The organism is Sideroxydans sp. (assembly GCF_054604835.1).
The window spans coordinates 1-12,360 of record NZ_JBTSFG010000008.1 but is presented as its reverse complement, the minus strand read 5'-3'; the positions used below and the strand labels follow the sequence as shown (position 1 = coordinate 12,360).

The 12,360-nt window shown below is 58.8% G+C and carries 17 protein-coding genes; all 17 read right to left on the bottom strand.

What is annotated here, in order from left to right; translation table 11 throughout:
- Positions 1–126 precede the first annotated feature (126 nt).
- Positions 127–783, bottom strand: a complete 657-nt coding sequence (locus tag ACYCZ5_RS12440) for a methyltransferase family protein (RefSeq protein WP_461545123.1) — start codon at positions 781–783, stop codon at positions 127–129.
- Entirely contained in the window at positions 780–1,025 is a 246-nt protein-coding gene (locus tag ACYCZ5_RS12435; RefSeq protein WP_461545122.1) for a DUF2933 domain-containing protein, read from the bottom strand. Before ACYCZ5_RS12435 ends, ACYCZ5_RS12440 begins: the two co-directional genes overlap by 4 nt.
- Before the next feature lie 11 nt (positions 1,026–1,036).
- On the bottom strand, positions 1,037–1,513 hold the full coding sequence (locus ACYCZ5_RS12430; protein ID WP_461545121.1) for a hypothetical protein: 477 nt from the start codon (positions 1,511–1,513) through the stop codon (positions 1,037–1,039).
- A gap of 80 nt (positions 1,514–1,593) precedes the next feature.
- On the bottom strand, positions 1,594–2,001 hold the full coding sequence (locus ACYCZ5_RS12425) for a hypothetical protein (protein ID WP_461545120.1): 408 nt from the start codon (positions 1,999–2,001) through the stop codon (positions 1,594–1,596).
- Positions 1,995–2,759 carry a heavy metal-binding domain-containing protein gene (locus ACYCZ5_RS12420; RefSeq protein ID WP_461545119.1) on the bottom strand — a complete coding sequence of 255 codons (765 nt, stop codon included), beginning with the start codon at positions 2,757–2,759 and terminating at the stop codon, positions 1,995–1,997. The genes ACYCZ5_RS12425 and ACYCZ5_RS12420 overlap by 7 nt, the downstream gene beginning before the upstream one ends.
- Positions 2,760–2,771: 12 nt before the next feature.
- Positions 2,772–3,050: a DUF5676 family membrane protein gene (locus ACYCZ5_RS12415; RefSeq protein WP_461545118.1), complete on the bottom strand. Its 279-nt coding sequence runs from the start codon at positions 3,048–3,050 to the stop codon at positions 2,772–2,774.
- Positions 3,051–3,101: 51 nt separating this feature from the next.
- Positions 3,102–3,611, bottom strand: coding sequence for a DUF2231 domain-containing protein (locus ACYCZ5_RS12410; RefSeq protein ID WP_461545117.1), 510 nt, complete (start codon positions 3,609–3,611; stop codon positions 3,102–3,104).
- A 25-nt stretch (positions 3,612–3,636) separates the two neighbouring features.
- Entirely contained in the window at positions 3,637–3,834 is a 198-nt protein-coding gene (locus tag ACYCZ5_RS12405) for a hypothetical protein (RefSeq protein ID WP_461545116.1), read from the bottom strand.
- Positions 3,835–3,890: 56 nt separating this feature from the next.
- Positions 3,891–4,343 (bottom strand): DUF411 domain-containing protein, encoded by a 453-nt coding sequence (locus tag ACYCZ5_RS12400; protein ID WP_461545115.1) that lies wholly within the window; start codon positions 4,341–4,343, stop codon positions 3,891–3,893.
- Positions 4,344–4,345: 2 nt separating this feature from the next.
- The gene (locus ACYCZ5_RS12395; RefSeq protein WP_461545114.1) at positions 4,346–5,044 is read right to left on the bottom strand and encodes a lycopene cyclase domain-containing protein; all 699 of its coding nucleotides are present in this window, start codon (positions 5,042–5,044) and stop codon (positions 4,346–4,348) included.
- Between the two features lie 16 nt (positions 5,045–5,060).
- Complete coding sequence (locus ACYCZ5_RS12390; protein WP_461545113.1) at positions 5,061–5,363, bottom strand: DUF5676 family membrane protein; 303 nt, start codon at positions 5,361–5,363, stop codon at positions 5,061–5,063.
- Positions 5,360–5,605 carry a heavy metal-binding domain-containing protein gene (locus tag ACYCZ5_RS12385; protein WP_461545112.1) on the bottom strand — a complete coding sequence of 82 codons (246 nt, stop codon included), beginning with the start codon at positions 5,603–5,605 and terminating at the stop codon, positions 5,360–5,362. Before ACYCZ5_RS12385 ends, ACYCZ5_RS12390 begins: the two co-directional genes overlap by 4 nt.
- A gap of 38 nt (positions 5,606–5,643) precedes the next feature.
- On the bottom strand, positions 5,644–5,982 hold the full coding sequence (locus ACYCZ5_RS12380; RefSeq protein WP_461545111.1) for a P-II family nitrogen regulator: 339 nt from the start codon (positions 5,980–5,982) through the stop codon (positions 5,644–5,646).
- A gap of 117 nt (positions 5,983–6,099) precedes the next feature.
- A complete protein-coding gene (locus tag ACYCZ5_RS12375) occupies positions 6,100–6,438 on the bottom strand; it encodes a P-II family nitrogen regulator (RefSeq protein ID WP_461545110.1) in 339 nt (112 codons plus the stop codon).
- The gene (locus ACYCZ5_RS12370) at positions 6,428–9,595 is read right to left on the bottom strand and encodes an efflux RND transporter permease subunit (protein WP_461545109.1); all 3,168 of its coding nucleotides are present in this window, start codon (positions 9,593–9,595) and stop codon (positions 6,428–6,430) included. Before ACYCZ5_RS12370 ends, ACYCZ5_RS12375 begins: the two co-directional genes overlap by 11 nt.
- Positions 9,592–11,031, bottom strand: coding sequence for an efflux RND transporter periplasmic adaptor subunit (locus tag ACYCZ5_RS12365; protein WP_461545108.1), 1,440 nt, complete (start codon positions 11,029–11,031; stop codon positions 9,592–9,594). Before ACYCZ5_RS12365 ends, ACYCZ5_RS12370 begins: the two co-directional genes overlap by 4 nt.
- The gene (locus tag ACYCZ5_RS12360; protein WP_461545107.1) at positions 11,021–12,331 is read right to left on the bottom strand and encodes a TolC family protein; all 1,311 of its coding nucleotides are present in this window, start codon (positions 12,329–12,331) and stop codon (positions 11,021–11,023) included. Before ACYCZ5_RS12360 ends, ACYCZ5_RS12365 begins: the two co-directional genes overlap by 11 nt.
- Positions 12,332–12,360: the final 29 nt, after the last annotated feature.

The following is a 12,360-nucleotide window of genomic DNA, read 5'->3' as shown; positions in this document are numbered from 1 at the left end:
AAACGCCCAGCATCCTGCTCTGCAGCATGTCGCGCCGCTGTTCGGGAAAGGCCGCATACAATGCGCCCTGGGAAATGAGGAAGGGGAGCGCCCAGATCCCCCAGTCGCATTTGTGGCCGTCCGGGGTCATTTCGCTTTACCGTTTTTCAGGATTGAACGTCGTGGAACGAATCTGGGCGTGCGGGCCGCGTACTCCCGCCACTGCTCTCCAAAGCGGGTTGCCGCTTCCCGCTCCTCAGCATAGGCAAGGCGTACATAAACCCAGACCAGAATAGGGAACATCAGCAGCGTAATGATCGTCGCCCATTGCAGCAGGAAACCGAACATCACCAGCACGAAGGCCGCATATTGAGGATGGCGAATGCGCGCATAGGGCCCGGAGGTTGCCAGTTCGTTGCGCTGCACCGCTTGGTAAAGCACGGGCCAGGCGGAGGCCAGCAGCCAGAATCCCCCGACGATGAAGATCATGCTAAGAATATGGAACGGCCCGAAATGAGGATTGGCGCGCCAGCCGAATATCATCTCCAGTAAATGTCCGGCATCATGCGACAGCCAATTCACATCGGGAAACTTCTCTGTTAACCAGCCAGAGAAGAAGTAGATCGTCAGCGGGTAGCCATACATTTCAGTGAACAGCGCCACGATGAAGGCTGAGTACATGCCGAATGTGCGCCAGTCGCGCCTGCTTTGCGGTTTGGCGAAACTGAAGGCAAAAATAATAAACACCAGCGAGTTGATGATGACCAGTGTCCACAGACCATAAGCGTTTTCTGCGGTGTTCATTTTTCGCTCCTTTCGCCATGTTCGCCATGTTCGCCATGACTGCCGTGACTGCCATGCCCATGGTGGAACAGATGCATCAGCAGGCAGGCGAGCAGAAGCAGGTACGGCAGTGCGCCAAGCAGGTGAGCGCGGTGTTCGGCAAATAGGAAAAACGCGGCAATCGCCAGAAAGGCAATGAGAACCCAGTTGTATCCACGTGGGGCGGGATGTGAATCGTGACCAGCATGTTCGTTGTGTTCCATCATGCTCTCCTTCAGTTGCGGCCGTGTTGGAACTCGAATTCGGCCTCGATGTCGCGCTCGCCTGGCTGGCGCACCTGCACCCGAATGCGGTAGATGCCGGAGCCGGGCATCCTGAAGTAGTTTCCGTAGGTGATAGAGTCAGCGATGTGCATGGGTTCAAGATTTTTCTCGGCGCCGGACAGAGCGAGCTCGGATACCCTGGCCTTAACCTGTGCGTTGGCGATGCGTTGGCCGCTTGCAGTATCGAAGAGTGCGACCAGCACGTGATACTGATGTTTACCGGCCGGTACGCCGCCATGCATGCCTGCTTCAGCTTGAGAGTGGGGATGCCCCAAAACCATCTCGGACGGCAGCACTCCAAGATAGATCGCAACGCCGTCCACGACTTTATGCGTGGGAACATCGGCCGCAAACGCGCCGGTAAGGAACAGAGCTGCAATGGCGCTCATAATTGCGTGCAGCGATATTTTGAAATAGTGTGTATTCATGATTCGTCCTCCTCAAGTTTGGTTGAACTTCGGAAGGGCAAGGCAGCAGTGGGTTGGATATGTCGCGCAACCTCGACTCCTCACTTCGATTGCCATGCGAAGCTCCTCGGTGAGGAATCACCTGCCAGACGTATTTGCAACTCCACCGCTCTTGGCTTCGGAACTATGGCCTTGAAACGCAGCAAGCCCTTGCGGTGATGGCCCCCTGGCACCGCGCCTTCCCAGCCCAGCGGCAGGTATTGCCTCCCATCCGCAATGAGCACGGTAGCCTTGGACAGGTCGTCGTTCAATGACTGGGTATGGGATTCTAGGGTTACCTCAAAATCCCATGTTGCAGCCACGATGGCCTGCGGCGCGACGGTCACCTTGATGCCGCGCTCATTGTTTGATTGCGGAGAAAACCATGCTTCGGCTGCGTAGCAGGAATTCGCAAAGGGGAAAACAATCGTTGCCGCAAGGACCAGCCTGCTTAATTGATTATTCAGCATTTCTCACTCTCCTTTGACGCGTTGACAACCTTGGACAGGATGTACGTAATGCCGGCAGCATTGAATGCCAGACCGACCCAGAACAGCTCGACCTGGTACTCTGCAACTACAACGAGAAAGCCGGTGACGCCCAGAACGGGCAGAACGTTGACCAGGTAATGGGCGCAACAGGAAACCATCGCAGCCGTTGAGGTCGTGCCTGATACGGCGACCACCTTGCCTGAAGCACCGTGCCGCCCGACGAGGCGCTTAAGGTGCGTGAAAAGGCCGACTTGGATACCGAAGCCCAGCGCAAGCAGCACGATGAAATACCAGTATTTCTCGAATTGTTCGAGTGCAAAGGCCATCCCGGAAATCAGGCCGACGACCCCGAAATAGATAGCGAGCATTACCGCACCTGCTCCCGTTCCGTATTGAAGCGGTCCGGCGAACCCGGTTGCCACAGCGCCCGCCAATGCTTCCTCAAGCGCCATGCCGCACTTGGGACATGAGCCTGGCGATGATTGCCGTATTTCGGGATGCATCGGACAGGTGTAGATTACGCCGCTGTGCGCTATGGACGGTGGTGCACCCAGTTTGCCAACATAGGTGGCCGGTGACGCCTGAAACTTGGCCAAGCAACTTTCGCTGCAAAACAGATAGGTTCGTCCGTCGTGGACATGGCGGTAGCGGCTGTCGGTGGTCACTGCCATGCCGCACACCGGGTCTTTGTTTTCGACAGCTTTCGAGCGGGTTACTCCAGTTGGGTGGGGTGTCATGGACATCTCCTTTCAGTCGAACTTACGTTGCGAAACTAAAGGTTTGTCGCTGCAAGCCGGACAATGGCCAACCATGTTGTAACACCAAGCAAACACTACACTGCTCAGGAATCCCGTCAAGGCCGCCCCGAATTGTTCATAGGTAAGTTCCGCAAACGTCCATGGCTTGCTGCTTCTGATCAGGGGCAGATCCAGTCCGTGAGTCCATGCATTCACAAAACCTCTCATTCCATCCGGGAATAGGCAAACATCCAGCGTGCTTCCAGTGCGTATGAGACTCAGCTTATCCATGATTTGACCTCCTGAACTTATGTGAAGGGGATCCGGCTATGCAGCGCGCGTTCAATGCGCGTGCGGCTCTTCTTCATGCCCGTGTTCATGCCCACCGCTTTCGACCTGCGCAGGAACGGCAATCACCCCCAGCCCGTGCCGATAAACCAGTTCAGCTCCGTGCCATGCAGTGCTGGCAACCAGCACCCATGCCAGAATCACGGCGCCTGCAACCGGCCAAGTGGGCAAGGCATTCACTTTGTGCCGCCAGGCATCCCAGCCGGCCAGCAGGGACAGGGTCAGTACCGTCACGCCAGCCCATGTGCGGTGCAGCAGCATCGCGGCATGCCCCGCCTCGTCATGGTCAACCGAGTTGGATGCCAACCAGCCCATCAGTGCGGTCGGCAAGGCCGCAAACGCAGCCAGCCACAGCGTGGCATGCGCGAGCACGGCACAGTGGGACGCAAAGCGCAGCTGGTTGCGAAGCAGAATGGCGACCACATGGAACGCGGCCGAAAGCGTGACCAGCGCGATCGGGAAGTGCACAAACAGCGGATGCCAGTTCGGAATCACTTCGATCATGATCGATTCCCCTCGTCTATAACGTTCAACGTTTGGGCTGAGCCAACTCACCGAAAGTTGGTTCTGGTGTGGAAACTGTTTGAGGAGGCGGTACAGTTTCCGATAGATCTGCATGGCCGTGACCATGCCCCATCATGCCCATGCGACCGTTCGACAACCACATCACTACCAGAACGATGACCATCACTGCGACCATCGCTTCACCTGTCTGTTTCTGCTTCATTTGTGTTCTCCATTCTTCAAGTTATGTTTGAAATCATCGTTCGTGCAAGCGGGTTACTATTCAACCGAGTAGACGTACGGTTCCCGGTCTTCCTTGGGTATCGCATAGATGGTCAGCGTGCCTTTATGCATCTCGCCCATGCCCGGCGAATTCATCGGCATGCCGGGCGCGCTGATGCCGATGATGGCCGGCCTTTCCTGCAGCAGTTTGCGGATGGCGGCGACCGGCACGTGCCCCTCGACTACATACCCGTCGATCAGCCCGGTGTGGCAACTCGCGGCATGCGCCACGCCATGCCGTTTCTTGACGGCGCTCATGTCCTGCTCGTCACGCGCCTCGACCTTGAAGCCGTTGTCGCGCAGGTAGTCCACGTACTTCTCACAGCAGCCGCAGGTCGGGCTCTTGTGCACGGTGATGGCCGTTGCGGCGAACGCTGGGGTTGCGCTGAGATACAAGATCATCATGCCGATATGCAGCCAGCTGATCCGGGAAACTTTCTTGTGGTGCATGATTACGCTCCTTGGTTAATCTGGCTGCGATGCCAGGTGAAATGTTCATAGATGCCCGCCCAGTACAGGCCGAAGGAAAAACCGAAGGCGAGTTCTTCCAGCGGAATGCCGGCGATCAATACGCCAGAAATAGCGGGCAGGTTCCATACCTGTTCGATATAACCCGGCGAGAAAACGACCAGCAGCAGCATGAAGATCGTATAAATCGCCAAGAACAACACGCCGCCGATCAGGGTGTTGCGCAGCAAATCCGGCCGGCACAGTACGTTGGCGATGCCGCCCAGCACCAACGCGGCAATACCTGGATAAATCGGGTTCCACGGCAGGAAATACAGCGGGGGAAACGCCATGAACGGGGCAGCAATGGCGAGACGATGCCATCGGTGGCGGCCCTCGTGACGCTCCGCGTGCGGCACCTCTGCCATCCTGCCGCCGGTAAGCGCGTTGTAGGTGACCGCGCCGATGCCGCCGATGGCGAAACAGAAGATCAGGCTTTCGATGTCGAATCCGGTGCGCTGCGCGAGATCAAACAAGGTAGGCGGATTCCAGTAGGCCGGCACGAAAATCGGTTCGCTGATGCCGAGCAGGCTGGTCCACAGGCTGACGCGCAGCATCTTCTGCCGGAATCCGGGCTTGATGAAATACAGCACCACCCAAGGAACCAGAAACGCACCGGACCAGATCAACCAGACGTATTTCATGCCATTCCTTTCCCGGTTACTCCGCTTCGTGCCTGCTACCGCATTTTCCGCAACCGCGCCGGTCCGGGCCGCACAGGAAGACGTTGTACAGCGGCACCCAAATCAGTGCGATGTACCAACCGTAGCCGTAGCTCTCGATCAACCCAAGGCCGAAGCTGGACCAGCTGATCCACTCGAATCCCGGCAGCAATTTGCGCCATGCCTCGTACATCGCATGCTCGGGGAAAGCCAGGTCGAACGCCACGCACAGCGCGAATGTGATCGCCAGAAACAGGCTGGTCGCGTGGCCCACTGCAGTCAAAGAAATTCCCTGTCTCATGATTGCTCTCCTTCCTTATTGGTTTCAGGTTCCAGCTTCATGCCGCATTTCGGACAGGTGCCGGGCGATGGCTGGCGCACACCCGGGTGCATCGGGCAGGTATAGGTGACTCCGCCACCCGCCGAATCGCGCCCGCCATGCCGGTGACCATGCCCGCCGTGGGCCATGTGAGAACCGCAGCCGAAACGCATCATCAGAAAAAACAACCCCGCGAACAGCAGTAATGAAAATAATCCTTCCATGATGACCTCCTCAAGTTAACGCGATGCCCAACCGGTCCCTACAACTCGTCCGGCCCCACCTCCGTACGCCGGCGTATCCAGTAAACCTTGCATGCCGGCAGCACGGCCACGATCCCGTCTCCAGCCAGGCCGGAATGCGCCGTATCCATGATGGCCTGCGCAATCGCATCGCTCTTCCGGAACGTGGTGAATATCTCAATCCGCAGGTGGTGCGCCAGCAAATCCGGGCTGCAGAAGTCGGCAAATTCTCCATAACTGTTTACCCGCAACACGCTACTGCTGCGCACCCCGATCTCCTGCAGGCGCTGTTCCACTTGTGCCAGCGCATCGCTGCGGAAAATCGCAGTAACGTTGCAAAATTTGGATTGTTTTTCCATGTTGCGCATCTCCTCTGAATGGGCTTCAATCCTGTCAGTTCCACTGATGCTTAGGCACGCCACTTCTGCAGCAGCAACACCCAGCCGTAAATCACCGGCTACACCTGCATCCACGTGCTAAAGTTCATCCGCCCCGATCATCTTGCGCTGACGGATCCGGTAGACCTTGACGACCGGATGCACAGCGATGATGCCGTCGCCCGGCACGCCGGAAGACGCGGCATCCATGATGGCTTGTGCGATGTCATCGCAACATTTTGCGGCCGTGTAGATATCCAGCCGCACGTGCGAGGTCAGCCCCTCCGGGCTGTAAAAGTTGGCGTACTCGCCATATCCCTTAACGCGCATCACGCTGATGCCGTTCACACCGATCTCCTGCAGACGCCGCTCCACCTTCTCCAGTGCATCGCCGCGGATGATCGCTGTCACATTGCAGAATCCAGATTCAATTTCCATTTTCTGTTCCTCCTCTAAATGGGATCGATGCCCGCGCACGCCGCTCCTGCAGCTGTAGCACCCAGCCGTAGATCACCGGCAGCACCAGCAACGAAAGTACGGTGGCGGTGACCATGCCGCCTATCATCGGCGCGGCGATACGTTGCATCACATCCGAGCCGGTGCCGCTGCCCCACATTATGGGAATCAGGCCGGCGATGACGGCGGTAGCGGTCATGGCGATGGGTCGCACGCGCTGGGTGGTGCCGTCCAGCACCGCCGCCGTGATGTCGGCCGCATCCAGCGCGCCTGTTTTTTCCGCGCGGCGGCGGGCGACGGCCTGGTCGATGAAGGTCAGCACCAGCACGCCGATCTCGGCCGAGACCCCGGCCAGCGCGATGAAGCCGACCGCGACGGTGATCGACATGTTGTAGTCGAGTAGCCAGATCAGCCAATAGCCGCCAATCAACGCGAACGGGATAGACAGCATGACCACTGCGGGCGCGACCAAATTGCGGAAGTTGAAATACAGCAGCAGGAAGATGGTCAGCAGGGTCAGCGGCACCACGACCTTCAGGCGTGCGGCGGCCCGCTCCATGTATTCGAACTGACCCGACCACACCAGCGAATAGCCGGGCGGAATCTTGACCGTATCTGCCACCTTTTGCTTGGCCGCAGTCACGTAACCGCCGATGTCGCTGGTCTTGATGTCCACATAGATCCAAGCGTTGGGCGTGGCGTTCTCCGTTTTTACCGCAGGCGGGCCGCGCCGCAGCTTCAGTTCGGCCACCAGCGACAGCGGGATCTGCGTCCCCGTCGGGGTCGGGATCAGCACGCGTTGTAACGCTTCCATGTTGTCGCGCAACTCGCGCGGGTAGCGCAGGTTGACCGGATAACGCTCCAGACCTTCCACCGTCTCGGTCACGTTCATGCCACCGATTGCCGATTGCACAACGTCCTGTACGTCACCCACGGTCAGACCGTAACGTGCTGCCTCCTCGCGCTTGATGTCGAAATCGAGGTAATAACCGCCGGCCGCTTTGTCGGCAAAGGCAGATAAGGTCTCAGGCAGATTCTTCAGAGTCTTCTCGATGTCGCCCGCGACTTTTTCCAGCACATTCAGGTCGGGGCCGGAGACCTTGATCCCAATCGGCGTCTTGATGCCGGTGGAGAGCATGTCGATGCGGGTCTTGATCGGATATGTCCACGCGTTGGCGAGGCCGGGGAACTCGATCGCAGTATCCATCTCGCCCATCAATTCCTTGGTGGTCTTGTCCGGATTAGGCCATTCCTCGCGCGGTTTCAGGCGGACGGTGGTCTCGATCATGGCCAGCGGTGCCGGATCGGTGGCGGAGTTTGAGCGGCCGACTTTGCCGAATACGCTGTCGACCTCGGGAAAGGTCTTCAGAATCTTGTCGGTCTGTTGCAGCAGCTCTTTTGCCTTGGTGATGGAGATGCCGGGATAGGTGGTCGGCATGTACAACACATCGCCTTCATCCAGTGGCGGCATGAACTCGGAGCCGATCTTCAGCACCGGGTATGCCGTCGCCAGTAGCAGCAAAAAGGCGATCAGCAGGGTCAACTTGCGCCGCGCCAGTGCGAGTTGCAACAGCGGCCCGTGCAATTTTTTCAGCCAGACATTGATCCGGTTGTGCTCCTCGCTCGGTATCTTGCCTCGTATCAGCAAGCCCATCAGCACCGGCACCAGCGTGACCGCCAGCAACGCGGCCGCGGCCATGGAGTAGGTCTTGGTGAAGGCCAGTGGCGAGAACAGGCGACCTTCCTGCGCTTGCAGGGTGAACACCGGCAGGAAAGAGACAGTAATGATCAACAGCGAAAAGAACAGCGCCGGGCCGACCTCTTTCGAGGCCGTGGCGATGGCCTCCCATCTTGCGTGCAGGCTGGATTTTTCAGCGAGATGTTCCAGATGCTTGTGCGCGTTCTCAATCATCACGATGGCACCGTCTATCATCGCGCCGATGGCGATGGCGATGCCGCCCAGCGACATGATGTTGGCGGACAGCCCCTGCCATCGCATGATCATGAACGCGATGAGGATGCCGACCGGCAGGCTGATGATGGCGACCAGCGCGCTACGCGCGTGCATCAGGAACAGCAGGCAGATCAGCGCGACCACGATGGATTCCTCGATCAGCTTGTGCTGCAGGTTTTCCACCGCGCGTTCAATCAGATCGCCCCGGTCGTAGACGGGCACGATCTCCACGCCGGCAGGCAGTCCGGCTTTCAGGCTGTCTAACTTCTTGCGCACCCGCTCAATGGTGGCCAGCGCATTCTCACCGTATCGCATCACCACCACGCCACCCGCCACTTCCCCCTCACCGTTCAGCTCGGTCAGCCCGCGCCGCAACTCGGGGCCGAGCTGAATGTTTGCCAATTGCTTGAGGTAGATCGGCGTGCCGTTCGCATCCACACCGACCGGAATGACTTCTAAATCGTGCAGGCTTTTGAGATAGCCGGTCGCGCGCACCATGTACTCGGTCTCGCCCATTTCCACCAAGCGACCGCCGACATCGTTGTTGCTGCGCTGGATCGCCTGCCGCACTTTTGCCAATGGGATGTTGTAGGCGAGCAGGGCTTCCGGTTTGACTTCGACCTGATACTGCTTGACGTAGCCGCCGATGGAGGCAACCTCAGCCACGCCGGCCACGGTTTGCAGCGGATAGCGCAGATACCAGTCCTGCAATGAACGCAGTTGCGCCAGATCGTGCTGTCCTGTTTTGTCTACCAGTGCATATTCATAAACCCAGCCCACGCCGGTGGCGTCCGGCCCCAGCTTGGGCGATACGCTGGCTGGCAGTCGGTCGGCGGCATAGTTGAGGTATTCCAGCACGCGGGTGCGCGCCCAGTACATGTCGGTGTTGTCCTCGAAGATCACATACACCATGGAGAAGCCGAAGAAGGAGTAGCCGCGCACCACCTTGGTCTTGGGCACCGACAACATCGCCGTGGTGAGTGGATACGTCACCTGGTCTTCCACCACCTGCGGCGCCTGTCCCGGAAAACCGGTGAAGATGATGACTTGCACGTCGGATAGATCGGGCAGCGCATCCAGCGGCGTGGCCTTCATCGCCTGCCAGCCGGCGAAGGAAAGCAGCAGCGTGGCGATCAATACCATGAAGCGGTTCTTGATCGAGATGTCGATCAGAGTGCGGATCATTGCGGTGCTCCCGTGTCAGGTTGCGACATATCGTGTTCAAGCGATGCTGCCGGTTGCTGCAACAGCTCTAGCATTTTGGCCGTCGCTTCCTTCAGTTTTGATTCGGAATCGATCATGAATTGCGCCGAAGTCACCACCAGCTCGCCCTCGTCCAGCCCGCTCACGATCTGGGTCTGGCCGTTGGCAGCCACGCCGAGCGTGACCATTCTTGGTTCAAACTGACCCGGCGCGCGCTGCACGAACACCTGTTCCTGCGCGCCAGTGCGCACGATGGCCTCGCTCGGCACGGAGATTGCATCGACGCGGCGATCAGTCTGTACGCTGACCTGGCCGAACATGTCCGGTTTCAGAAGCAGCCCTGGATTGTTGAACTCAAGACGCGCCTTGACCGTGCGTGTCTTGGCGTCGAGGTAGGGATAGATACGGGTCAGCTTGCCGCTGAAGGTACGCCCGGGAAGCCCCGCGACTTGCAGGCTGGCCCGGTCACCCTCGCGTGCCCAAGGCATGTCATCCTCGTACAGATCTACCATCACCCACACACGCGACAGGTCGGCGATCATGTACAGCTCGGTCGACGGCATGATGCGTTCGCCCTCGCGCGCTCCGATGTTCATCACGATGCCGCCCTGCGGTGCATGGATGTGCACCGCTTTGAATATCTCGCGCTTTTCCTTCAGTTGCGCGATCTGGTGTTCAGGAAGGTCGAGTAGGCGCAGACGCTGTTCCGACGCAGTGAGCATGCGTTGCGCTCCTTCGCGCACATCGGCGAACGTGCTGTCTTTGAGCATTTCCGCATTGTTAAGCGCGAGCAAATACTCCTCCTCGCTGGCCACCAGTTGCGGCGAGTAGATGGCGAGCAGCATGTCCCCCTTGCGTACGGCATCGCCGGTGTTGCTCACGAACAGTTTTTCCACCCAGCCTTCGTATTTCGGATGCAGGCGCAACAGGCGCCCCTCATCTACCGTGACACGACCGCTGGTGCGGATATCGCGTGCCAGTGTGCTGCGTTTTGCGGCAATTGTGCGCACTCCGATGTCCTGCACGATGACGGGATCTATCTTGACTGTGCCGGGCAGTGCTGCGGTTTCCGCGTCGGCATACACCGGGATGTAGTCCATACCCATCTCATCCTGAGCCGGCACCGGCGAGGTGATCTCAGGATTCATCGGATTACGATAGAAAAGTGCTTTGCGTTCCTTGGACTCCTGACCTTCGGCATACACTGGGATGTAGTCCATGCCCATCTCATCTTGCGCCGGCACCGGTGAAGTGATCGCCGGATTCATTGGGTTGCGGTAGAACAGGGGTTTGCTTTCGGTCACAGTAGCTGCTGTTTCGCTGCTCTGCGGCGGCGAACCAGCCAGCAAGTAACCGCTGCCTGCGCCAATCAGTAGTGCGCTGCCGATGGCAATGGCGAGTATCGTCTTATTGTTCATGCGTGTTCTCCTTGGGTGCAGGTAGCGGCGCACCTACCGCCGCCTGCAGGTTTGCCAGCGCCTGCCAGCCATTGCTAATAGTCTTCCAGTATTGGGTTTCGTAGTTGTAGAGCGTGATTTGTGCGCGTACCAGATTGAGAAAATCCACCTTGTTCACCTGATACGCGGCGCGCATGGCGGACACGGTCTGTTGTGACTGTGGGATGAGGCCGCCCTTGAATAGCGCGGCCTGTTCGCGGGCGGACTGGTATGCCGCCAGCGCCTGTTCTATCTGTGCTGTGACCTGCAATATGCTGTCCTGCAATTCGTAATCCTGCTGTTGCCACTCGGCCTGACGTTGGGCAACTGCCTGTCCCTGTCGGCTACCGGCGAACAGCGGCAGGCTGATGCCGAGCGTGACGCTTGCCAGATCGGCGCGGGCGCTGCCGTTCGGGTTGTTGCCGCTACGGAATCCGTAAGCCAAGCCCAATTTAAAATCGGGGTAATAGTCCTTCTCTGCCAGGTGGGTGCGTGCTTGTGCCGCTTCTAGCAACTTGCGCCGGGTGGCGAGCAGCGGGCGCGTTGACTGTGCCAGTTCGATCAACTGGCTGTCGTCGGCGACCGGTGGCAGGTCTTCGGATGCTTGCGCCGGTAGTGTGATCTCGGTGACACCTTTGCGTCCCAGCAGGGCATTCATGCGCGCCGCCATGTTGCGTCGCGATTCGCGCAGGCTGAGTTCCATCTCCAGCAATTTTGATAGTTCCACTTGTGCCAGCAGCACATCGGACTGCATGCCGAGTCCGGTGCTGTAGCGGGTCTCCGCGATGCTATTCAGCTGGCGCAGCCATGCTTGATTGTGCAGCACGATGTCCAGTGCGCGATCGATATAGAACAGGTTCCACCAAGCGCTGCGCACGTTGCGCTCCAGCAGTTGGCTTTGTTCGAGCACATCCTGTCCGGCTGCCTGTGCTTCGCTGTCGGCTACCTGTTCGCGCAGTCCCAGCTTGCCGGGGAAGGGCAGTGTCAGGCCGATGCCGATCTGCTTCTGAGTCATCGCCTCTTGCGATACGGAGAATGTGTCGGTCGGGAAGCTGAGCGCGTTCAGCGACAGCGTTGGGTCGGGCAGCGTGGACACTTGTTCGGGTACGGCTGCCAGCGCTTCGGCGCGCGACTGCCTTGCCGCCAGCCCGGGATTGCTAGCCAGCGCGTGCGCCACCGCCTGTTCCAGTTGCAGCGGTGCATCCGTTTCCGCCTGCGCCGTCTGCGTCAGCAACGACGCCAACAGCAAAGCGAAAACAAAATTCTTGATCGGATTCTTCATTCAGTTGTCTCCAGTCGGTGCGGCAGTCA

Bases quoted from the DNA above. Each gene is read 5' to 3' on its own strand.
- ACYCZ5_RS12440 (WP_461545123.1), bottom strand. From the start codon at position 783: ATGAACACCGCAGAAAACGCTTATGGTCTGTGGACACTGGTCATCATC.
- ACYCZ5_RS12435 (WP_461545122.1), bottom strand. From the start codon at position 1,025: ATGGAACACAACGAACATGCTGGTCACGATTCACATCCCGCCCCACGT.
- ACYCZ5_RS12430 (WP_461545121.1), bottom strand. From the start codon at position 1,513: ATGAATACACACTATTTCAAAATATCGCTGCACGCAATTATGAGCGCC.
- ACYCZ5_RS12425 (WP_461545120.1), bottom strand. From the start codon at position 2,001: ATGCTGAATAATCAATTAAGCAGGCTGGTCCTTGCGGCAACGATTGTT.
- ACYCZ5_RS12420 (WP_461545119.1), bottom strand. From the start codon at position 2,759: ATGACACCCCACCCAACTGGAGTAACCCGCTCGAAAGCTGTCGAAAAC.
- ACYCZ5_RS12415 (WP_461545118.1), bottom strand. From the start codon at position 3,050: ATGGATAAGCTGAGTCTCATACGCACTGGAAGCACGCTGGATGTTTGC.
- ACYCZ5_RS12410 (WP_461545117.1), bottom strand. From the start codon at position 3,611: ATGATCGAAGTGATTCCGAACTGGCATCCGCTGTTTGTGCACTTCCCG.
- ACYCZ5_RS12405 (WP_461545116.1), bottom strand. From the start codon at position 3,834: ATGAAGCAGAAACAGACAGGTGAAGCGATGGTCGCAGTGATGGTCATC.
- ACYCZ5_RS12400 (WP_461545115.1), bottom strand. From the start codon at position 4,343: ATGCACCACAAGAAAGTTTCCCGGATCAGCTGGCTGCATATCGGCATG.
- ACYCZ5_RS12395 (WP_461545114.1), bottom strand. From the start codon at position 5,044: ATGAAATACGTCTGGTTGATCTGGTCCGGTGCGTTTCTGGTTCCTTGG.
- ACYCZ5_RS12390 (WP_461545113.1), bottom strand. From the start codon at position 5,363: ATGAGACAGGGAATTTCTTTGACTGCAGTGGGCCACGCGACCAGCCTG.
- ACYCZ5_RS12385 (WP_461545112.1), bottom strand. From the start codon at position 5,605: ATGGAAGGATTATTTTCATTACTGCTGTTCGCGGGGTTGTTTTTTCTG.
- ACYCZ5_RS12380 (WP_461545111.1), bottom strand. From the start codon at position 5,982: ATGGAAAAACAATCCAAATTTTGCAACGTTACTGCGATTTTCCGCAGC.
- ACYCZ5_RS12375 (WP_461545110.1), bottom strand. From the start codon at position 6,438: ATGGAAATTGAATCTGGATTCTGCAATGTGACAGCGATCATCCGCGGC.
- ACYCZ5_RS12370 (WP_461545109.1), bottom strand. From the start codon at position 9,595: ATGATCCGCACTCTGATCGACATCTCGATCAAGAACCGCTTCATGGTA.
- ACYCZ5_RS12365 (WP_461545108.1), bottom strand. From the start codon at position 11,031: ATGAACAATAAGACGATACTCGCCATTGCCATCGGCAGCGCACTACTG.
- ACYCZ5_RS12360 (WP_461545107.1), bottom strand. From the start codon at position 12,331: ATGAAGAATCCGATCAAGAATTTTGTTTTCGCTTTGCTGTTGGCGTCG.